We start from the raw sequence: 20,408 nt of genomic DNA on the forward strand, positions 1-20,408 counted from the left end.
CGTACGGCTCGATCTTCCTGGCCACCGCGCCGGAGCTCCCCAACGGCCCCGGCGGAGACAAGAACGGACGGGCGCCATGACGGACCCGGCGCAGGTGAGAGGTGAACCCGTCCAGCCCTACGTGGGGCTGCGTCCCTATCTGCGGGCCGACCACGCGCGTTTCTTCGCACGCGAACGGGAGACCCGTGAGGTCGCGACCATCTGGCAGGCCGCCGGGCTGACCGTGCTGTTCGGAGCGTCGGGGGTCGGCAAGACCTCCCTGCTGCACGCCGGGGTGCTGTCCCGCATCGAGACCGAGCGGGCGGACGTGCTGCCCATCGCCCGGGTCTCCCCGCGCGGGTTCTCCACCAGGGGGACGGCCAACCCGTACGTCCTGGCGCTGCTGTCGGCGTGGGCGCCGGACGAACCGTTGTCGGTGCTCGCCGGGCTGACGGTCTCCGAGTTCCTCGCCGGGCGCCCCGAGCGGACCGACCGGTACGGTGACCCCGTGCCGACCCTGGCGGCCGTCGACCAGGCCGAAGAGCTGTTCGGCGGCCCGCTTCGCGGGGAGGAGGACCGCGGCGCCCTGCTCGCCCAGCTGGTCCAGGCCGTGGACGAGCATCCGGGGCTCCACCTGCTGCTGTCGCTGCGCGAGGAGCACCTGGCCGCCGTGCTTCCGTACGAACGCCCGCTGGGCCGGGGGTCGCGGGCGCGTTTCCACCTGCTGCCCTTCACCCCCGCCGCGGCCCTGGACGCCGTGACCAAGCCGGTCGAGGGCACGGGACGGTTCTTCGCCAGGGGCGCCGCCGAACTGCTGGTCAACGACCTCCAGACGACCGTGATCGCCAACGACGAGGGGGACCGGACCATACTGACCCTGAAGTCCATAGAGCCGGTCCAGCTTCAGGTCGTCTGCTCGGCGCTGTGGGAGTCCCTGCCCCCCTCCCTGCGCGAGATCACCTCCGAGCACGTGAACCTGCACGTGAACGTCGACCGGTTCCTCACCGGGTTCTGCAGGACGGCTCTCCACGCCGTCGCCGCCGAGCACGACGTGCCCCCCGCGGAGCTCGGATACTGGCTGCGCAACGCCTTCGTCACCGAGCACGGCACCCGCAACACGGTCTACGAGGGCCTTCAGGAGACCGCGGGCATGCCCAACGCCGTCGCCAGGGCCCTGGAGGACCGTCATGTCCTGAAGGCCGAGCACCGGCTGGGAATCCGCTGGTACGAGCTGCAGCACGATCGCCTCATCAGCTCCGTCCGCGGACCGGAACGCCCCGCCTCCTACCTCAGGGACGCACGGGAGCTGCTGGCCAGGCAGAGCTGGGAGAGCGCGGGAAGGCTCGCCGAGGAGGCGGCTCGTGTCGCGGAGTTCGACGAGGTGTGGGTGCGGGCCGAGGTGAAGGCCATCCTGGGGGAGGTCGCCGCCGCCCGGGGCGAGGTGGAGACCGCCCGCGCGCACCTCAGGGAGGCCGCTGAGACGTTCGCGGTGCTCCAGCGCTTCGACGGGGTGGCGCGGGCGCTGACCGCCGACGGGCGGCTCAGACTGGCGCAGGGTGAGTACGCCGAGGCCGTCGACGTGCTCAAGTCCGCCCTGTCGTGGGCCCCGAACGACATGTTCGTCCAGTCGGCGCTGGGGCAGGCCCTGTGGTGGCTCGGGCAGCCGCTCGCCGCCCTCGCGATGCTCAACGGAGCGGTGAACCTCGCCGGGGAGCCGCCGGTCGAGGCGCTGGCGTTGCGCGGTGAGATCCTCGCCGATCTGGGCAGGTCCGATGAGGCGTTGCGTGACCTGAACCGGGTGCGGCACCACCAGCGGGCCGGCACGGTCGCGGCCAGGGCGCTGGCCCTCGCCCAGGCGCAGCGGCTCGACGCCGCCGAGCAGGAGATCCTGGACGCCACGGGCGCGGAACCGGGCAACGGGCCGGTGCTGCTTCGGGCCGCACGGGTCAACGCGCTGCTCGGCAGGACGGGGGTCTCGGCGGATCTGGCCGCCCGCGCGCTGGAGGCGGGCGATCCCGGACTGCCGCCGCACCTGCGCGGGCAGGCGGGACAGCTCCTGCTCAGGTCCGCCTGACGCCCGGCGCCGGGTTCTGCAGGGTTCGCTCCCCGGCCTCCGCCGCGTCGGCGGGGAGAACGGGTGCCGGGGGGACGTCGTGCCGGGCGGCGTTCCAGATGTGGTCGAACTGCTCGACCCAGTATCCGTACCAGCGCTCGTCACGCCCGCGGGTCAGTTCCAGGTGCATGCGGGAGGAGGTCGAGAGGTTGTGGAAGCCGTGGATCTCCACGATCACCCGGCCCGCCGGGGTGTCCGGGTCGAGGAGCACGAGGCTGAAACCGGGGCTGTAGGACAGCAGGCGGTAGTCGAAGGCGCCCGGGGTCTTCCATCGGCTCATCAGCCGCAGCCGTTCCATCGTGGTCTCCAGCGCGGCGGGCAGCCGCTGGACGGGGAACTCGACCGACTCGTCGAGCTGCCTTGACGCCTGTCTGACCGACGCCTCCTCGCGGGGGTCGAGGATGACGATCCTGACCCTGCCGTTCTCGCGCCGCAGCACGCTGTTGCGCAGGATCTCGCAGGTCTGCGCCGACAGCAGGTTGACGGCCGAGGGGGCGAAGACCCGGACGTCACGCACCCCGGCGAACAACGACGCCGCCGGGACCGTGTCGTAGACCGACCGGTCGTACAGGACGCCCTCGGCCATCTCGGGGGTCTCATCGGGAAGCGAGCGGTAGATCAGCAGGCCGAGCCCCGACAGCAGCACCGCCCATCTGAAGTCGTCGTCCAGCCTGTCGCTGAAGAGCGAAACCAGGGCGTAGAGGACTGCGACGACGGTCAGGGCGTGGGCGTCGATGTTCCGCCGCTTCCTGAGGTCGCCGACGACCCGCCGCAGCCATCCCACTTCGCCCCCCCGGCTCCTTGGTCGTCCCCGGTCGTGGTGCCGATTGTCGCCCGCACCGGACCGGCGATCCATGGAGCCGGAGGTGACATCCAGGTTCGGCGGGCCGTCAGGAGACGCCGGCCGTACGGCGCCGCTGCCAGAGGTCGTCGAGGGCGAGAGCGCCACCACCGCTGAAGGCGATGGCGAGCAGGGCGCAGATCAGGGCCAGGACGAACTCGTAGCCCCCCTTGGCCGCGTCGAAGCCGTTGGCGCCGTGGACGAAGACGATCGCCCCGAGCATGTCCAGGACGAGCAGGATCGCGGCGATCGGCAGGGCGGCGCCGAGAATGAGCGCGATGCCGCCGACCAGCTCGATCACGGCGACCGCCGGTGCCGCCAGGCCCGGCAGCGGTACGCCGATCTGCTCGAAGAAGGCCGTCGTGCCGCTCAGGCCCATGGTGGCGAACTTCTGCCAGCCGTGGACGACGAAGATCACTCCGACGCCGATCCGTGCCAGCAGCAGCGCGATCGGCCTCGCACGCTCAAGCCAAAACATGAGGACTCCCCATGGTCGTTCGAATTTGAACCACCACCTTAACTCCCTGGTTCAAATTCGAACAACCCATACACTGGAAAAGTGGCGGACACGAGATGGTTGAGTGAAGGTGAACTGGATGCCTGGATGGCCTACCTCAGGGCGACGCACCTGCTGGAGCGGCGCATCGAGGAGCAACTGAAGGCCGACTCTGGACTTACCCATCCCCACTACGAGATTCTCGCCAAGCTCTCGATCGCGCCGCAGCGGCGGCTGCGCATGAGCGACCTCGCCCGCAGGCTGGTCGTCTCGAAGAGCGGGCTGACCTACCAGATAGGGCAGCTTGAGAAACGAGGGCTGGTCGAGCGGATGGACTGCCCCTCCGACGAACGGGGCGTGCTCGCGGTGCTCACCGACGAGGGAGTGCGCTGCCTTGAGAAGACCGCGCCCGGCCATGTGGCCGTCGTCCGCGCCTTCCTGATCGACCAGCTGACCCCCGAGGAGCTGGCGACCATGGCGCGCATCATGTCGAAGGCCGCCGCGGCGATGTCCCCGAACGGCTCGCACGGCTCGCACGGTTCACCGCCCGGCTCCCCAGGCGAGTCGCAGGGCGGCTCCCCGAACGGAGACCGGCCGAGCCCGTCACAGGCCGACCCCGTCTGAGGGACCTCACCCCCGCCTCGCACGCCGTACGGCGAGGGCGATCAGCCGCGTCTGCACGGCCGGCGGCGGCGGGGTCAGCGGCGCCGCGGCAAGAAGGGCCTCCAGCATGCCCGCAGACCCCTCACACTCCATGGACCCCCGGTAGCCGGGTGCAGGAGCCGTGGTCGAGGAGCCAGGCGAGCAGCGTCCGGTCGGCGAGGGCGATCACCGGCGGTGCCGCGACCGCGACCAGGACGGCGCACCCCGCCCTGTCACGGGCCGTGTCCGTCCTGACCGCAACGGGCTGAAGACGCCCGGGGACCTCCATGAGGTCAGCCCGGCACGGAAACGTGCGGATTCCGTGCGGGAAACGTGGAGATCACGCACGAACCCCGGCGCCGCCGTCCTGGCGGCGCCGGGGACGGGGTCTCACAGGCTGGACAGGCCCAGCTCACGGGCGATGAGCATGCGCTGCACCTCGCTGGTGCCCTCGCCGATCTCCAGGATCTTGGCGTCGCGGTAGAAACGGCCCACCGGGTACTCGTTCATGAAGCCGTAGCCGCCGAAGATCTGGGTGGCGTCGCGGGCGTTGTCCATGGCCGCGTTGCTGGAGACCAGCTTGGCGATGGCCGCCTCCTTCTTGAACGGCTCGCCCGCCAGCATCCGCTCCGCCGCGTGGTGGTAGGCCAGGCGGGCGGTGTGGGTGCGGACCTCCATGTCCGCGATCTTGAACTGGATGGCCTGGTAGTGGCCGATCGGGTGGCCGAAGGCCCGGCGCTCGTGGACGTAGCGCAGGCACTCGTCGACACAGCCCTGGGCCAGGCCGACGGACAGGGCCGCGATCGCGATACGGCCCTCGTCGAGGGTCTGCAGGAACTGCGCGTAGCCCCGCCCCCGCTGGCCGAGGAGGTTGGCCGCCGGGACCCGGCAGTCGGTGAAGGACAGCTCACGGGTGTCGGAGCAGTTCCAGCCGACCTTGGAGTACTTCTTCGAGACGGTGAAGCCAGGCGTTCCCGAAGGGACCAGGATGGTCGAGATTTCTTTCTTGCCGTTCTCCCGCTCCCCGGTGATGGCGGCCACGCCGACGACGCCGGTGATGTCGGTGCCGGAGTTGGTGATGAACGCCTTGGAGCCGTTGATCACCCACTCGTCCCCGTCGAGCACGGCCGTGGTCCGCATGCCGCCGGGCACGTCCGAACCGCCGCCGGGCTCGGTCAGGCCGAAGGCGCCCAGCATCTCGCCCGAGGCCAGGCGGGGAAGCCACGTGGCGCGCTGCTCGTCCGTACCGAAGCGGTAGATCGGCATGGCGCCCAGCGAGACCGCGGCCTCAAGGGTGATGGAGACGCTGGAGTCGACCCTGGCCAGTTCCTCAAGAGCCAGGCAGAGCGCGAAGTAGTCGCCGCCCATGCCGCCGTGCTCCTCCGGGATCGGCAGGCCGAACAGGCCCATCGCGCCCATCTGCCGCACGATGTCGTAGGGGAACTCCTCGCGTTCGTACAGGTCCCCGATCACCGGGGCCACCACGTCGCGGGCGAACTCCTCGACGGTCTTTCGCAGGTCCTCGTATTCCTCAGCGAGCTTGGGCATCGTCACTCCTTGACGTCCGGGGCCGTTCCCAGGGCCTGTACGACCCGGGAGGGGCTGGGGCGGCCGAGCCGCTCAGCCAGCCAGGTGCTGGTCTGCACCAGCGAGGGCAGGTCGAGCCCGGTCTCCACGCCGAGACCGTGCAGCATCCACACCAGGTCCTCGGTCGCGAGGTTGCCGGTCGCGCTCTCGGCGTACGGGCAGCCCCCGATGCCGCCGGTCGAGGCGTCGACCACGGTCACGCCCTCACGCAGGGCGGTGAGGGTGTTGGCCAGGGCCTGGCCGTAGGTGTCGTGGAAGTGCACCGCGAGCCGCTCCGGACCGCCGAGGTCCCCGGCCAGGGCCCCGATGAGGGCGGCCACGTGCCCGGGGGTGCCCACTCCCACGGTGTCGCCCAGCGAGAGCTCGTAGCAGCCGAGGTCCAGGAGCCTGCGCCCGACGGAGACCACCTGGGCCACGGGGGTCGGCCCCTCCCACGGATCGCCGAAGCACATCGAGACGTACGCCCTGACGCGCAGGCCGTTGCCGAGCGCCCGCGCGACCACCGGCTCGAACATCTCGAACTGCGACTCAAGCGTCCGGTTCAGGTTCCTGTTCGCGAACGTCTCGGTGGCGCTGGCGAAGATCGCGATCTCCTCGACGCCGTGTTCGAGCGCCCGGTCGAGCCCCCGCTCGTTGGGCACGAGCACCGGGTAGCGCACACCGGGCACCCGTTCCACCCGTTCCAGCAGTTCGGCGGCGTCGGCGAGCTGGGGAACCCACTTCGGGTGCACGAAGCTGGTCGTCTCGATCACCCGGTGGCCCGCGGCGGCGAGCCTGGCGACGAACTCCGCCTTGACCTCGACCGGGACCGTGACCGCCTCGTTCTGCAGCCCGTCGCGCGGGCCGACCTCGTAGACGGTGACCCGCTCGGGCAGCCCCCGTGCCTCGATCCTGTACGGCTCACGCATCATGCCCGGTCCTCCCCGCCCTCGCCGGAAGCCTCCGCGACGTCGACGACCGCGAGCACGGCGTCCATGTCGACCGCCTGCCCGGCCCTGACCCGCAGCTCCGTGACCGTCCCCGCGGCCGGGGCGGTCACGGTGTGCTCCATCTTCATGGCCTCGACGACGAGCAGCGGCTGGTCCCGCTCGACCCGCTCCCCGACCACGGCCTTGACCAGCAGTACCGTTCCCGGCATGGGGCTGCGGACGACTCCGTCGCCTCCCGAGCCGGCTCCCGCCCGGTCTCCCGGGTCGCCCAGGTGGTGGCGGGTCAGCGCCCAGGCGTCCCCGTCACGCCCCAGCCAGAGCGTGTCCTCGGCCCCCTGGGCCCAGCCGTAGCGCCTGCCGACCCCGTCCAGCGTGACCAGCAGGTCGCCCCCGTTCAGGGCGAGGCTCGCCCGCGCGGTCCTCCCGCCGGGCAGCCGGACCTCGGCGCCGCGCGCGGGCAGCCCGCGCACCCCGACCTCGACGACCTCGCCCCGGTTCTCCAGCCGCCAGACGGTCCAGGCGGCTCCGCCGAGACGCCAGCCGTCCGGCACCTCCCAGGGGTCGGCGACCGCCGGTACGGCGGGCGTCCGCCCGTGGTGCAGCAGCAGCGCCGCGGCGACCGGCACGTCCTCGGGCAGGCCCCCCTCGGGCAGGAGGTCGTCCAGGTTGCGTTCGACCAGGCCGGTGTCGAGGTCTCCGGCGACAACCTCGGGGTGGGTGACCAGCGCCCGCAGGAACGCGACGTTGGTCGGCACACCGAGCACCGCGGTGGCGGCGAGCGCCCCGTCGAGGCGCCGCAGCGCGCTGTCCCTGTCCGGTCCCCAGGCGACGATCTTCGACAGCATCGGGTCGTAGCCGCTGCCGACGACCCCGCCCTCGGCCAGGCCCGAGTCGACCCTGACCCCCTCGACGACTCCCTCGGGCTCGCGCAGCGCCAGCACCCGGCCTCCGGTCGGCAGGAAGCCCCTGGAGGGGTCCTCCGCGTAGACGCGGGCCTCGACGGCGTGGCCGCGCAGCCGTACCTGGTCCTGGGTGAGCGGCAGGGGTTCACCCGCCGCCACTCTGAGCTGCAGTTCGACCAGGTCGAGGCCGGTGACCAGCTCGGTGACGGGGTGCTCGACCTGGAGCCTGGTGTTCATCTCCATGAAGTAGTAGTCGCCGGTCGTGCCCTGCACGATGAACTCGACCGTCCCGGCGCCGGTGTAGCCGACGGCCCTGGCCGCCTCGACGGCCGCCGCGCCCATCCGCGCCCTGGACTCCTCGTCGAGCAGCGGGGAGGGCGCCTCCTCGATGATCTTCTGGTGGCGGCGCTGGAGGCTGCACTCGCGCTCGCCCAGGTGGACGACGTTGCCGTGGGCGTCGGCCATCACCTGGATCTCGATGTGCCGCGGCCCCTCGACGAACCGTTCGATCAGCAGGGTCGCGTCGCCGAACGCCGCCGCGGCCGTACGGCGGGCCGACTCCAGGGCCTCGGGCAGTTCGGCGGCCGAGCGCACCAGCACCATGCCCTTGCCGCCGCCACCCGCCGAGGGCTTGATCAGCGCCGGGAAGCCGACGCGGCCCGCGGCCTCGGCGAGGTCGTCGTCCGGTTCTGCGCCGCCGGGCACGACGGGCACGCCCGCCGCGGAGACGGTCGCCTTGGCGCGGATCTTGTCGCCCATGGCCTCGATGGCCTCCGGCGGCGGCCCGACGAACACCAGGCCCGCCCGCGCGCACTCGCGGGCGAAGGCGGGGTTCTCGGCCAGGAAGCCGTATCCGGGGTGCACGGCCTGGGCTCCGGTCGCCGCCGCGGCGGCCAGGATCCCGTCGATGTCGAGGTAGCCTCCGCCGAGCCGTACCGCGACGTCGGCCTCCCTGACGTGACGGGCGTCGGCGTCGGCGTCGCTGAAGACCGCGACGGAGCGGACGCCGAGCCTGGAGAGGGTGCGGATGACGCGCAGGGCGATCTCACCGCGGTTGGCGACCAGGACGGTGCCGAACATGCCGCGCGGGGCGGGTGCCTGGGTCACAGGTGTCATGAGGTGATCACATCCGGAAGACGCCGTAGCCGACGGGGTCGAGGGGGGCGTTGGCCGCGGCCGACAGGGCCAGGCCGAGGACCGTTCTGGTGTCGAGGGGGTCGATGACGCCGTCGTCCCACAGGCGGGCGGTCGAGTAGTAGGGGTTGCCCTGCTCCTCGTACTGCCTGCGGATGGCCTCGGGGTCGGCGCCGCCGACCGTGGAGAGCACGTTGGCGGCCTGCTCACCGCCCATGACCGAGATGCGGGCGTTCGGCCACATCCACAGGAACCTGGGCAAGTAGGCGCGGCCCGCCATCGCGTAGTTGCCCGCCCCGAAGGAGCCTCCGACGACCACGGTGAACTTCGGCACCCTGGCGCAGGCGACGGCGGTGACCATCTTCGCGCCGTGCTTGGCGATGCCGCCCGCCTCGTAGGCCCTGCCGACCATGAAGCCGCTGATGTTCTGCAGGAAGACCAGCGGGACGCCCCTGCGGTCGCACAGCTCGATGAAGTGGGCGCCCTTGAGCGCGGACTCGGCGAACAGGATGCCGTTGTTGGCGACGACGCCGACGGGGTGGCCGTGGATGTGGGCGAAACCGGTGACGAGCGTGGAGCCGTACTCGGCCTTGAACTCCAGGAAGCGGCTGCCGTCCACGACCCGGGCGATGATCTCCCGCACGTCGTACGGCGTGCGGGTGTCGGCCGGGACGATGCCGTACAGGTCGCGGGGGTCGTGCGCGGGTTCCTCGACGGGGACGCGCTCCCAGGGGGCGGGGGACCGTGGGCCCAGGGTGGCCACGATGTCGCGGACGATCCGCAGCGCGTGCGCGTCGTCCTCGGCCAGGTGGTCGGTGACGCCGCTGACCCTGGCGTGCAGGTCGCCGCCGCCGAGCTCCTCCGCGGTGACCTCCTCCCCCGTGGCGGCCTTGACCAGCGGCGGGCCGCCCAGGAAGATCGTGCCCTGGTTGCGGACGATCACCGCCTCGTCGCTCATCGCCGGGACGTAGGCGCCGCCTGCCGTGCAGGAGCCGAGGACCGCGGCGATCTGCGGGATGCCGCGCGCCGACATGGTCGCCTGGTTGTAGAAGATGCGGCCGAAGTGCTCCCGGTCGGGGAAGACCTCGTCCTGTTTGGGGAGGAACGCGCCTCCCGAGTCGACGAGGTACAGGCACGGCAGGTTGTTGTGGAGGGCGACCTCCTGGGCCCGCAGGTGCTTCTTGACCGTCACGGGGTAGTAGGTGCCGCCCTTGACGGTGGCGTCGTTGGCGACGACCACGCACTCGCGCCCGGAGACCCGGCCGACGCCGGTGATGATCCCGGCCGCGGGGGCCTCGTCACCGTACATTCCGGTCGCGGCGAGCTGGGAGAGCTCAAGGAAGCGCGAGCCCGGGTCGAGCAGGGTGCCGACGCGGTCGCGGGGCAGCAGCTTGCCCCGGGCGACGTGCCTGGCGCGTGAACGCTCAGGACCGCCCTCCCCCGCGGCGGCGACGCGCTCGGCCAGGTCGGAGACGAGCCGCTCGTTGGTCTCCGCGTTGCCCTTGAACCCCTCACCGCCAGGATCGCAGGCGCTTCGCAGCACCGGCCAGCCACTCATGCGAGCCCCCTTGTCCGGGCCGTCCCCGACTCCGTCGTCGCGGGTTAACGGTCGCTAACGTCACCGCCGATGTTAGTCATCATTAACGTCAGCGTCTACCATGCGAGATGTGACAACCGCTCGGACCCCTGCCCGCAACCGAGGGACGCGACGCGTGGAGATCCTGGACGCCGCGGCCCAGCTGTTCGCGGCGCGGGGCTTCCACGGTGTCTCCATCGAGGACATCGGCGGCGCGGTCGGCGTCTCCGGCCCCGCCCTCTACCGGCACTTCAGTGGCAAGGAGGCGCTGCTCGCCGAGATGCTGCTCGACGTGAGCGAGCGCCTGCACGCCTCGGCCGCGGACCGGGTGACGACCGCCCCCGGCCCGGAGGCCGCGCTGGACGCCCTGCTCAGCGGCCAGATCGAGTTCGCCCTCAGCCATCCTTCGCTGATCACCGTGCACGACCGCGAGCTGGGCAACGTCCCCGAGCCCGCCCGGCGCCAGATCCGCAGACTCCAGCGCCTCTACGTCGAGGAGTGGGTCACGGTGCTGAGCGAGCTGCACCCCGCGTGCCCGCCCGCCCGCCTGCGCGCCGCGACGCACGCCGTCTTCGGCCTGCTCAACTCGACCCCGCACAGCGCGGGCGAGCTGCCGGGGGAGGCGATGGCGCGCCTGCTGCTCGGCATGGCCCGTACGGCCCTCGCCACCCTGAACGACGACGAAAGTTAGCGTTCGTTAACAGTGGGGCGAACGGGGCCGTACGTCCCGGACGTCCGGGAAGGAATGCGTCTTCTTTCGGCCCCTCACTCTTCCATTGATACGCCCAGCCGAAACCTAAGCATCATTAGGTCTAATAGACACACAAGTCGGTCTATTAGTTGATAAATCCGGCAGATGGTGTGAGTTTTCACCGACGACACCTCCCATCAGGCACGACGCCGCAAAACGGGCGGGGCGTGACGCCAAAGACCTCAAGGTGCCGGTGCGGCACTCTCCGATGGGGACATAATCGGGCTGTGGCGCGCGACGCAGTTGAGACCAATTTCACCGAGGCGGTGGCCGCCCTGTCCCCGGGGGCCCCGCGTGATCCCGGCCTTCCCGTGCGTGAGGGCACGAGCCTGACCGGGGCCCGTTGCCGGGAGTTGTTCGAGTTCCAGCTCGGCAGCAGGCTCCTGGACGTGGCCGCCCGCTGGCTGCGCGCCCAGGGGGAGGGCTTCTACACCATCGGTTCCTCGGGGCACGAGGGCAACGCCGCGGTCGCGGCCGCGCTGCGCGTCACCGACCCCGCGCTCCTGCACTACCGTTCGGGGGCCTTCTACCTGACCAGGTCCGCGATGGCCGGACGGCTGCCCGAGCAGGGGTTGCGCGACGTGCTGCTCGGCCTGACCGCCTCGGCGGAGGAGCCCATCGCGGGCGGCCGCCACAAGGTCTTCGGACACCCCGACCTGGCGGTGATCCCGCAGACCTCGACGGTCGCCAGCCACATGCCGCGCGCTGTCGGAGTCGCCTTCGCCGTCGAACGCGCCCGAGCGCTCGGCCTGCGCTCGGCCTGGCCGGACGACGCGATCACGGTGTGCAGCTTCGGCGACGCTTCGGTCAACCACGCCAGCGCGCTGTCGGCCCTCAACACCGCGGGCTACGTCTCCTACCAGGGGGTGGCGCTGCCCCTGCTGCTCGTCTGCGAGGACAACGGCCTGGGCATCAGCGTGCGGACTCCGCAGGGCTGGGTCGAGGCGGCACGCCATCCTCGGCTGACCTACTTCGCCGCCGACGGCTGCGACCTGGCCGACGTCCACGACGTGGCCCTCGCCGCCGCCCGGCACGTCCGCGAGCGCCGCTCCCCCGCCCTGCTGCACGTCCGGACCGTCCGGCTGATGGGGCACGCGGGCTCGGACGTCGAGCTGTCCTACCGGACGAAGCGGGAGATCAACGCCGACCTGGAGCGCGACCCTCTCGTCGCCACGGCCAGGCTGCTCGTCGAGGCGGGCCTGGCCACGCCGGATGAACTGCTGCTGCACTACGAGACGACGCGTGAGCATCTGCTCAAGATGGCCCTGGAGAGTTCGCGCCGCCCGCGTCTGACCTCGGCCGCCGACGTCATGGAGCCGCTGGCGCCCCGGACCCCACGCACCGTCGCCCCGGCCAGCGCGGTCTCCTCCGGTTCCAGGGAGAAGGCCTTCGCGGGCAGGCTGCCCGAGCAGGAGGGCCCGCTCACCCTCTCCCAGGCGATCAACCGGGCTCTGGCCGACCAGCTCGCCGCCCACCCCGACGTGCTGGTCTTCGGTGAGGACGTGGCCCGCAAGGGCGGCGTCTACGGGGTCACCCGGGGGCTGCAGAAGCGCTTCGGCGCCGGGCGGGTCTTCGACACCCTCCTCGACGAGCAGGCCGTGCTCGGCCTCGCGCTCGGCTCCGGCGTCTCCGGCCTGCTGCCGGTGCCCGAGATCCAGTACCTCGCCTACCTGCACAACGCGCTCGACCAGATCAGGGGTGAGGCGGCGACGCTGTCGTTCTTCTCCCAGGGCGCCTTCCGCAATCCGATGGTCGTACGGGTGGCCGCCTACGCCTACCAGAAGGGCTTCGGCGGTCACTTCCACAACGACAACTCCGTGGCCGCCCTCCGCGACATCCCCGGTCTCGTGGTCGCCTCCCCCGCCAGGCCCGACGACGCCGCCTCCATGCTGCGCACCTGCGTGGCCGCCGCCAGAACCGACGGCAGTGTGTGCGTCTTTCTTGAGCCGATCGCCCTGTACAACACCCGTGACCTGTTCGAGGAGGGCGACAACGGCTGGCTCTCGCCGTATGTGCCGCCCTCGCGCTGGGCCGAGACGCACGTCCCGATCGGCAGGGCCCGCAGCTACGGCGACGGCCGCGACCTGACCATCGTGACCTTCGGCAACGGCCTGCGCATGAGCCTGCGCGCCGCGGTCAGGCTCACCGCCGAGGGGTACGGCTGCCGCGTCCTCGACCTGCGCTGGCTGTCCCCGCTGCCGGTCGAGGACCTGCTGCGCGCGGCGGAGCTGACCGGCCGGGTGCTGATCGCCGACGAGACCCGTCGCTCGGGCGGCGTCTCGGAGAGCGTGGTGGCCGAACTGCTCGACGCCGGGTTCACCGGCCGGATCGCCCGGGTGACCTCCTCCGACAGCTTCGTCCCGCTGGGGGAGGCGGCCAGGCACGTGCTGCTCTCCGAGGCCGAGATCGAAGACGCCGCCCGCAAACTGCTGGGCTGACCGCGCGAAACCGCCCCCGCCCCGTCGTCGGCGGTGTTCGATTGGCCACGCACTGTGACGACTCCGTCGCCCGGCCCGCCGTTCGACGGAGGCTTCCCCGACCAGGAGACAGCATGACCGACGTGGCGACGACGAGCACCTGCCGGCGAGTGGCGGCGCTCGAATCCTGGGCCTTCAGGACGGGCTCGGATCTCGCCGGCATCAAGGGGACGCTGGGCAACCTGCCCGTGATCATCCGGGAGGAGATCATGACGTACACCTCCTCCGTGCTCGAAGAGATCATGAACAGGATGGCCACCGGGGACGACCTGGTCGCGCTCACCGCGCGGGTGGACGGCCTGGAGACCGAGGTCAGGAACCTGGGCGTCCGGGTGGGCGGCCTGGAGACCAAGGTGGACAGCCTGGAGGCCGAGGTGAGAGGCCTGGGCGGCCGGATGGACGCCATGGAGAAACGGATGGACTCCATGGACGACAAGCTCGACCTGATCCTGGCCAAGCTCGGCTGAGCGGCCCCGCAACCTCCCTGTGGCCCCGGCCGTGCGCCGGGGCCCCGTCGTGTCCCCGGGTTTCACAGAAACGTCGACAAATTCATTTACCCGATCCGGTGAGAACACCGTCCGCCCGGCGGCGGCGCCGTACGGGAAAGGCGTTTCACAGCGGGCGGAAAACACGGAAAACGCGGACGGCCGGTTCGGTCACAACCAGTCACGGCGTTTGAAGACGATGTAGAGGGTCACGCAGACGGCCGCCATCAGGAGCACCGCGAACGGGTAGCCGAACCACCAGTGGATCTCCGGCATGACCTCGAAGTTCATGCCGTAGATGGTGCCGACGAGGGTCGGGGCGAAGAGGATCGCGGCCCAGGCGGAGATCTTCTTGACCTCCTCGTTCTGGGCGTTGCTGACCTCGGTGAGGTTGGTCATGTGCTCGTTCTGGGCCTGGGCCACCATGGTCGAGTTGACCACGAGGATGTCGTGGAGCATCTGCCGGAAGCCGCTGACCCGCTCGGCCACGGTGATCGCGTGGTCGGCGACGTCGCGCAGGTGCCGTTGCACCTCCTCGTCCATCCCGTACTTGGGCGCCCCGGCGATGAGCCCCTCGACCATCCCGAGCAGCGGCTGGGTGGCGCGCTGGAACTCGATCACCTCGCGGGACAGCTCGTAGATGCGGCGGGAGACGCCCGGCTTGTTGCTGAAGACCTCGACCTCGATCTCGTCGATGTCGTTCTGCAGCCCAGCGACCACCGGCGCGTAGCCGTCGACGACCGCGTCCAGGATGGCGTAGAACACCGCCTGCGGCCCCTTGGCGAGCAGTTCGGGGTCGCTCTCCATCCTCCTGCGGACCTGGGACAGGTCCGGGGTCTCGCTGTGCCGTACGGTGATCACGAAGTTCTGGCCGACGAAGACGTGCAGTTCGCCGAAGTCGACCTCCTCGGCCTCGTCGAGGTATCTCGCGGGGCGCAGCACCACGAACAGCGTGTCGCCGTAGCGGTCGGCCTTGGGCCGCTGGTGGGCGACGATGGCGTCCTCGACGGCCAGTTCGTGCAGGTCGAACTCCTCGGCCACGTTGACGATGACCGAGTCCTCCGGCCGGTAGAAGCCGATCCAGGCCATGCTGCCCGGCGTCCTCTTCAGGAACTCGAAGGCCTCGGGCAGGGACTCGGGGGTCACGTCCCTGAGACCGTTCACGTAGATCGCGCTGTCGATGACGTGTGAGCGAGGCGGGGGCAGCTGATCGTCCGCCCGGGGGTCCATGGAACGCTCGGGAGAGTCACGCTCTCCTCCGGAACGCCCGCGTACCAGGCTCAGTATGCTGCGCATCTGCCGATCGGCCACGCCTGTCTCCTCATCCGGCTCATCCGGCCCTCATGAAGTCCTCCAGTGACCGCATCGCCCTGCCCCGGATCGTGTCCCGGAACACCGATGTCCAGCCGAACGGCAGGCCGGTCGGCTTGCCCAGCGCCATCCTGGACCAGCGCCTGAAGTCGAACTCGTCGTGGTGCCGGACGATCAGGCCGTCCTCGAACCTGAACAGGGCGTCGATCTCGTTGATCACCGGCCTGCCGGTCCTGCCGAAGACGTAGCGGGCGGTCCAGTGCGCCGCGCCGTCGTAACGCCTGGCGGTGACGTCCCTGACGGACACGGCGACGCCGCCCTCACCGCTCAGCAGCATCCGCCACATGCCCATCACCCTGCTCCTGCCTTCGAGCTCCAGAAAGACGGGGTCGCCGAAGGTGACCTCCGGGTGGTAGCACCGTTCCATGGAGTCGAGGTCTGCGCGGGCGAAGGCCGCGTAGAAGCTCTTGATGAGCCCGGCATTCTGATCGTTCACGTGATTTCCCCCGATCACGGATGTTCCGCTGACCGAGTTTAGGCGGGGACCGGGCCTGGTGACAGCCCTGAAAGTGAGATTGGGAACCCCAGGTTCGGGGGTGAAGGTGACCGCCGAGGGACACCCGGGAGTACGGCGGGCGAACCGGCCGGGACCGTCCTGTCACGGCTTTATCGCCAGCACACCGGATGTCGTGGGACGCTTTGCTCCGGCACCGCGAAAGGCCTGAGGGAGTCAGGGAACTCGAAGGGTTCGGAAGATTCTAAGGAGAGATGGTCGTTGTCGGAGGTCTGGAGGGCCCTGACCAGGGTCCAGACGGAGCCGCCCGGATGGGCCGTGCTGCTGTCCGCGCTGGTGGCCCTGGCCGTGGTGACCTGGCCCACCTCGTGGCAGCTGTCCCGTGGCCTGGTCACGATCGCGCACGAGGGCGGGCACGCGCTGATGGCGCTGCTGACCCGGCGCAAGCTGCAGGGCATCCGGTTGCACTCCGACACCTCGGGCGTGACCCTGACCCGGGGCAGGCCGACGGGGCCGGGGATGATCCTGACCGCCGCCGCCGGATACGTCGCCCCCTCCCTGCTCGGGCTCGGCGGGGCGTGGCTGGTCTCCGCGGGACACGTGACGGCGCTGATCACGATCGTGCTGGGCCTGCTGCTGTGCATGCTGCTGCTGATCCGCAACCTCTTCGGCGTGGTGAGCCTGCTGGCGACCGGTGGGGCGATCTTCGCCCTGACGTGGTACTCCCCGCCCGCCGTCGACGCCGTCCTGGCCCAGCTCGCCGTGTGGTTCCTGCTGTTCGGCGGGGTCAGGCCGATCCTGGAGCTGCGCCGCAAGCGCCGCCACAGCCGTACTCCCGACTCCGACGCCGACCAGCTCGCCCGGCTGACCGTCCTGCCCGCCGGGTTCTGGATCTTCCTCTTCCTGCTGGTCGCGATCGTCTGCCTGGCCTTCGGCGCCTGGCTGCTGAGCCCGCTGCCTGCCTGGCCGTCGCGCTGACCCTCACGTCCCGCCGGTGAAGGCGGGGAAAAGGGCACGGCCCGCGTCGCCGTTTCACGCCGTTCCCCGCCGAATGACGTTCTCATTCATTGACAGTTAAACGGTTTTTTGCCTTTATTGCCGTATATGCACCTGCCGCACAAGGGTCGTTGATGCCGCACCAGCTGTACGCCGTCACGGCGGTCGCGGTGGGGGCCCTGCTGGTCTCGCTGGGCGTCACGATCGCCCTGGCGCTCAGGGTCGGACGGTTGCGCGCCGAGCGGGACAGAGCCGTACGGCATGCCCGGGAGGAACTGGCCCGCGACATCCATGACCTCGCCGGGCACTGGCTCTGGCTGGCCTCGATCAAGAGTGAGCTGGCCTACCGGCACGCGGCGGACGACGAACGGCTGCGCGAGGAACTGGCCGAGACGCTCCAGGCGGTACGGCGCGCCGCACACGCCGTACGTCACGTCTCCCGGGGGAGCCGGCGGCTGTCGCTGCGGGGGGAGAGCACCCGGGCTCAGGCCCTGCTGACGGGCTTCGGGATCGACTGCTCGGTCAGCCTCGGACGGCCGGGACTGCCGGAGGACGTCAGCGCGGTGCTGGGGACCGTGGTCCGCGAGGCGGTCACGAACATGCTCAGGCACAGCGACCCGGGCAGATGTGTGATCGAGCTGACCGGACGGGACGGCCTGCTGCGGCTGAGCGTGGCCAACGACGGGGCGCCCTACGAAGCGCCGCGCAGTGCACCGCGCAGTGCACCGCACGGGGCGCCGGACGGGACACCACCTGGGGAGTGGCCGGGCGGAGAGGAGACCGCGGGGAACGGGCTGGGCAACCTGCGGCACCGGGTCACCGGGATCGGCGGCACGCTGCGGGCGACGGCCGGTGAGGACGGCTGGTTCCGGCTCGTCGCCGAGGTACCGGAAAAGTTTTTCTGAATAATTTTCACTTATACCCTAAATGCCCAGGTAGCACCCAATCTCGCGATTAAACCTGTGAATTTTACATATGCGACCCATGGAGTTTGTAACTAGTCATTTCTCTGGTTATCCGGAATTCTTCCTTCTGGAAGACAGCAGGGAGAATGCCGTGAATGCCCAGTATGAGGTTTACTGTCTCGCTGACCGGATCTTTTACGACACCCTCGACGGTTCCCGGGGAGAGCACACCGACTTCCCCCAGGCGACCCGGGAGGTGCCGCCGGGCTGGAGGCACCAGGCCGGCGACACCTGGATGCACTACGCGCCCGCCGACGGCAGGACGCCCGCCCAGGGGTGGAAGATCCACGTCTCGGCGTGCGTCGAGGACGCCGAGCGCGCCCTTGAGGTCGTGTGGGACTACTGCGTGCCCCGGGGTGTGGCGTTCAAGTTCCTGCGCAGCCTGCCGATCATGGCCATGCTGAACTCCAAGGCCGCCGCCCGTGGGTCGAGTGGCAAGCTCGTGACGATCTATCCCGTCGACGAGGCCCAGCTCGAACTGGTCCTGAAGGAGCTCGACGAGCTGCTGCGCGGCGTCAGGGGCCCCTACGTGCTCAGCGACCTGCGCTACGGCGACGGCCCGCTGTTCGTGCGCTACGGGGGTTTCGTGCCCAGGCACTGCGTGGCCGACAACGGCGAGCTGGTGCTGGCCGTCGAGGACGACGCGGGGCGTCTCGTGCCCGACGTCCGCGGCCCCGCCTTCAGTCTCCCCTCCTGGGTACGGCTGCCCGCCTTCCTCGAATCCCACCTCGCCGCCCGCAACGCGGTCACCACCGGCGGCCTGCCGTACGAGATCGAGAGTGTGCTGCAGTTCTCCAACGGCGGGGGTGTCTACCTGGGACGGGACCGGGGCACCGGGCGACGGGTCGTGCTGAAGGAGGGGCGCCCGCACGCCGGGCTCGACGCCGCGGGACGGGACGCGGTCGCACGACTGGCACACGAACGCGACATGCTGCGCAGGCTGGCCGGTCTCGACGCGGTGCCCGAACTGCTCGACTACTTCACACTGGGCGAGCACCACTTCCTGGTGCAGGAGTTCGTCGACGGCAACCCCCTGCAGCGGCACCTGGTGAAGCGCTACCCCCTGACCAGGGCGGTCCGCGACGAGGAGGCCGTCGCCGGCTACACCGCCTGGGCGCTGGAGATGCTTCCCAAGGTCAGGCAGGCGGTCCGGGCGCTGCACGAGCGCGGCGTCGTCTTCGGCGACCTGCACCCGAACAACATCCTCCTCACCGAGGAGGGACGCCTCGTCCTGATCGACTACGAGGTGGCGACGCTCGCCGAGGACAACGCCCGCGCCAGTCTCGGCCACCCGGCCTTCGGGGCGCCGCGCGACCGCAACGGCGTCGAGATCGACGAATACGCCCTGGCCTGTCTGTGCCTCGGGCTGTTCGCGCCGCAGCTGACCATCATGCTCCCGCTCGACCGGGCCAAGGTCCTGCACCTGGGCGAGCTCGTCACCCGGACCTTCCCGGTGCCGCCCGAGGTGGTCGAGGAGGCCGTCACGACCATCCTCGGCGCGACGGAGACGACCCCCACCCGAATCCCCCGGCCGGAGAGCGACGGCTGGCCGGAGGTCAGGGAGTCGCTGGCCAGGGCCATCCTGGCCAGTGCGACCCCCGGGCGGAAGGACCGTCTCTTCCCCGGCGACATCGCCCAGTTCCGTCCCGGCGGCGGTCTCGGCGTCGCCCACGGCGCGGCCGGCGTGCTCTACGCCCTGGAACGGGCGGGTTGCGGCCGTTTCCCCGAGTATGAGGAGTGGCTGCGGCGCGGGGCGCTCGACCCCGAACCGGGCACCGGCCTCGGTTTCTACGACGGCCTGCACGGGGTGGCGTACGTGCTCGACCTGCTCGGACACCGCCAGGACGCGCTCGACATCGTCGAACGGTGCATGCGGGAGAAGTGGGAGGCCCTGGACCTGGGCCTGTTCGGCGGCCTGTCCGGCATCGGGCTCACCCTCTTCCACCTGGGCGAGACGACCGGCGAGACGGGCCTGACCGAGCTGGCCCACCGGATCGCCCGTGTCTGCGCCGACCGGCTCGGCGGCCCCGGCGACGTGCCCGAGATCAGCGGCGGGAGCAACCCCCGCGCGGGACTGATGTACGGCTCAAGCGGCCCGGCCCTGCTCCTCACCCACGCCTACGAGCGTGGCGGCGACCCCTCGATGCTCGACGGCGCGGCCGTCGCGCTCCGCCAGGACCTGCGGCGGTGCACCACGAGCGAGGACGGTTCCCTCCAGGTCACCCAGGGCTGGCGCGTCCTGCCCTATCTCGACGAGGGGTCGGTGGGTATCGCCCTGGCGCTGGGCCGCTATCTGGCCCACCGCGACGACGCGGACCTCAGGACCGCCCTCGACGGCTGCGAGCGTGTCACCGGGGCCGGCTTCTACGTCCAGCCGGGCCTGTTCACCGGCCGCGCCGGCATGATCGTGGCCCTGGGCGCCGGACGGGCCAGGACCGGAGGCTCAACGGCCCTGAACGACCTCGTGTCCGCGCAGCTGAGCGGGCTCGGCTGGCACGCCCTGCCGTACGCGGGCGGCCTGGCCTTCCCCGGTGACCAGCTGATGCGGCTCTCCATGGACTTCGCGACCGGCACGGCCGGAGTCCTCTTCGCGATGAGCACCGTGCTGCGCGACGAGCCGGTGTTCCTCCCCTTTACCGGGCCGCCCGGCGGCGCAGGCTCCCTGACCAAGGCAACGCCTGCGTGACCGCCGAGCGACCTCGACTCCCAC

The 20,408-nt window shown here is 70.8% G+C and carries 17 protein-coding genes; 8 read left to right on the forward strand and 9 right to left on the reverse strand.

All coding sequences use genetic code 11. From position 1 onward, the window contains the following. The first annotated feature begins 76 nt into the window (after nucleotides 1-76). Nucleotides 77-2,053: a tetratricopeptide repeat protein gene (locus ABZ470_RS13425; protein ID WP_362911501.1), complete on the forward strand. Its 1,977-nt coding sequence runs from the start codon at nucleotides 77-79 to the stop codon at nucleotides 2,051-2,053. On the opposite strand, the gene ABZ470_RS13430 is transcribed toward ABZ470_RS13425, so the two are convergent. Together ABZ470_RS13430 and ABZ470_RS13435 are read right to left on the reverse strand one after the other, a co-directional pair. After that, nucleotides 2,040-2,876: a hypothetical protein gene (locus ABZ470_RS13430; protein WP_362911502.1), complete on the reverse strand. Its 837-nt coding sequence runs from the start codon at nucleotides 2,874-2,876 to the stop codon at nucleotides 2,040-2,042. The genes ABZ470_RS13425 and ABZ470_RS13430 overlap by 14 nt on opposite strands. A 106-nt stretch (nucleotides 2,877-2,982) precedes the next feature. Next, nucleotides 2,983-3,411, reverse strand: a complete 429-nt coding sequence (locus ABZ470_RS13435; protein ID WP_352011544.1) for a DoxX family protein — start codon at nucleotides 3,409-3,411, stop codon at nucleotides 2,983-2,985. Between the two features lie 81 nt (nucleotides 3,412-3,492). Between ABZ470_RS13435 and ABZ470_RS13440 the strand changes: the two genes are divergently transcribed. Then, complete coding sequence (locus ABZ470_RS13440) at nucleotides 3,493-4,053, forward strand: MarR family transcriptional regulator (RefSeq protein ID WP_362911503.1); 561 nt, start codon at nucleotides 3,493-3,495, stop codon at nucleotides 4,051-4,053. A 121-nt stretch (nucleotides 4,054-4,174) separates the two neighbouring features. Here ABZ470_RS13440 and ABZ470_RS13445 read toward each other — a convergent pair whose 3' ends face one another. The 5 genes from ABZ470_RS13445 to ABZ470_RS13465 all read right to left on the reverse strand — a co-directional run bounded on the left by ABZ470_RS13445 (nucleotide 4,175) and on the right by ABZ470_RS13465 (nucleotide 10,181). Further along, nucleotides 4,175-4,360, reverse strand: coding sequence for a hypothetical protein (locus tag ABZ470_RS13445; RefSeq protein WP_362911504.1), 186 nt, complete (start codon nucleotides 4,358-4,360; stop codon nucleotides 4,175-4,177). A gap of 101 nt (nucleotides 4,361-4,461) precedes the next feature. Further along, nucleotides 4,462-5,625 carry an acyl-CoA dehydrogenase family protein gene (locus ABZ470_RS13450; protein ID WP_362911505.1) on the reverse strand — a complete coding sequence of 388 codons (1,164 nt, stop codon included), beginning with the start codon at nucleotides 5,623-5,625 and terminating at the stop codon, nucleotides 4,462-4,464. Continuing rightward, nucleotides 5,622-6,569: a hydroxymethylglutaryl-CoA lyase gene (locus ABZ470_RS13455; RefSeq protein ID WP_352011540.1), complete on the reverse strand. Its 948-nt coding sequence runs from the start codon at nucleotides 6,567-6,569 to the stop codon at nucleotides 5,622-5,624. The genes ABZ470_RS13450 and ABZ470_RS13455 overlap by 4 nt, the downstream gene beginning before the upstream one ends. Continuing rightward, complete coding sequence (locus ABZ470_RS13460; RefSeq protein WP_362911506.1) at nucleotides 6,566-8,605, reverse strand: biotin carboxylase N-terminal domain-containing protein; 2,040 nt, start codon at nucleotides 8,603-8,605, stop codon at nucleotides 6,566-6,568. The genes ABZ470_RS13455 and ABZ470_RS13460 overlap by 4 nt, the downstream gene beginning before the upstream one ends. Nucleotides 8,606-8,612: 7 nt before the next feature. Further along, nucleotides 8,613-10,181 carry a carboxyl transferase domain-containing protein gene (locus ABZ470_RS13465; protein ID WP_362911507.1) on the reverse strand — a complete coding sequence of 523 codons (1,569 nt, stop codon included), beginning with the start codon at nucleotides 10,179-10,181 and terminating at the stop codon, nucleotides 8,613-8,615. A gap of 100 nt (nucleotides 10,182-10,281) precedes the next feature. Here ABZ470_RS13465 and ABZ470_RS13470 point away from each other — a divergent pair, with 100 nt between their 5' ends. From ABZ470_RS13470 to ABZ470_RS13480, 3 genes are all read left to right on the forward strand, one after another. Beyond that, on the forward strand, nucleotides 10,282-10,890 hold the full coding sequence (locus tag ABZ470_RS13470) for a TetR/AcrR family transcriptional regulator (RefSeq protein WP_352011537.1): 609 nt from the start codon (nucleotides 10,282-10,284) through the stop codon (nucleotides 10,888-10,890). A gap of 287 nt (nucleotides 10,891-11,177) precedes the next feature. Further along, nucleotides 11,178-13,388 (forward strand): thiamine pyrophosphate-dependent enzyme, encoded by a 2,211-nt coding sequence (locus ABZ470_RS13475; protein ID WP_362911508.1) that lies wholly within the window; start codon nucleotides 11,178-11,180, stop codon nucleotides 13,386-13,388. 113 nt (nucleotides 13,389-13,501) lie between these two features. Beyond that, complete coding sequence (locus ABZ470_RS13480) at nucleotides 13,502-13,894, forward strand: DUF2730 family protein (protein ID WP_362911509.1); 393 nt, start codon at nucleotides 13,502-13,504, stop codon at nucleotides 13,892-13,894. A 189-nt stretch (nucleotides 13,895-14,083) separates the two neighbouring features. Here the strand turns inward: ABZ470_RS13480 and ABZ470_RS13485 are convergent, their stop codons facing one another. Next, a complete protein-coding gene (locus ABZ470_RS13485) occupies nucleotides 14,084-15,223 on the reverse strand; it encodes a magnesium and cobalt transport protein CorA (protein WP_362775690.1) in 1,140 nt (379 codons plus the stop codon). 19 nt (nucleotides 15,224-15,242) lie between these two features. Continuing rightward, nucleotides 15,243-15,719, reverse strand: coding sequence for a nuclear transport factor 2 family protein (locus ABZ470_RS13490; protein WP_352011533.1), 477 nt, complete (start codon nucleotides 15,717-15,719; stop codon nucleotides 15,243-15,245). A gap of 279 nt (nucleotides 15,720-15,998) precedes the next feature. On the opposite strand from ABZ470_RS13490, the gene ABZ470_RS13495 reads away from it, so the two are divergent. The 3 genes from ABZ470_RS13495 to lanKC all read left to right on the forward strand — a co-directional run bounded on the left by ABZ470_RS13495 (nucleotide 15,999) and on the right by lanKC (nucleotide 20,384). After that, nucleotides 15,999-16,715 carry a M50 family metallopeptidase gene (locus ABZ470_RS13495; RefSeq protein WP_352011532.1) on the forward strand — a complete coding sequence of 239 codons (717 nt, stop codon included), beginning with the start codon at nucleotides 15,999-16,001 and terminating at the stop codon, nucleotides 16,713-16,715. A gap of 152 nt (nucleotides 16,716-16,867) precedes the next feature. Next, a complete protein-coding gene (locus tag ABZ470_RS13500; protein WP_362911510.1) occupies nucleotides 16,868-17,638 on the forward strand; it encodes a histidine kinase in 771 nt (256 codons plus the stop codon). Nucleotides 17,639-17,789: 151 nt separating this feature from the next. Continuing rightward, nucleotides 17,790-20,384, forward strand: coding sequence for a class III lanthionine synthetase LanKC (gene lanKC, locus ABZ470_RS13505; protein ID WP_362911511.1), 2,595 nt, complete (start codon nucleotides 17,790-17,792; stop codon nucleotides 20,382-20,384). Nucleotides 20,385-20,408: the final 24 nt, after the last annotated feature.

The sequence above is a fragment of the Streptosporangium sp. NPDC020072 genome (assembly GCF_040631445.1).
Taxonomy (GTDB): Bacteria; Actinomycetota; Actinomycetes; order Streptosporangiales; family Streptosporangiaceae; genus Streptosporangium.

Bases quoted from the DNA above. Each gene is read 5' to 3' on its own strand.
- ABZ470_RS13445 (WP_362911504.1), bottom strand. From the start codon at position 4,360: ATGGAGGTCCCCGGGCGTCTTCAGCCCGTTGCGGTCAGGACGGACACG.
- ABZ470_RS13425 (WP_362911501.1), top strand. From the start codon at position 77: ATGACGGACCCGGCGCAGGTGAGAGGTGAACCCGTCCAGCCCTACGTG.
- ABZ470_RS13500 (WP_362911510.1), top strand. From the start codon at position 16,868: ATGCCGCACCAGCTGTACGCCGTCACGGCGGTCGCGGTGGGGGCCCTG.
- ABZ470_RS13465 (WP_362911507.1), bottom strand. From the start codon at position 10,181: ATGAGTGGCTGGCCGGTGCTGCGAAGCGCCTGCGATCCTGGCGGTGAG.
- ABZ470_RS13470 (WP_352011537.1), top strand. From the start codon at position 10,282: ATGCGAGATGTGACAACCGCTCGGACCCCTGCCCGCAACCGAGGGACG.
- ABZ470_RS13460 (WP_362911506.1), bottom strand. From the start codon at position 8,605: ATGACACCTGTGACCCAGGCACCCGCCCCGCGCGGCATGTTCGGCACC.
- ABZ470_RS13435 (WP_352011544.1), bottom strand. From the start codon at position 3,411: ATGTTTTGGCTTGAGCGTGCGAGGCCGATCGCGCTGCTGCTGGCACGG.
- ABZ470_RS13480 (WP_362911509.1), top strand. From the start codon at position 13,502: ATGACCGACGTGGCGACGACGAGCACCTGCCGGCGAGTGGCGGCGCTC.
- ABZ470_RS13455 (WP_352011540.1), bottom strand. From the start codon at position 6,569: ATGATGCGTGAGCCGTACAGGATCGAGGCACGGGGGCTGCCCGAGCGG.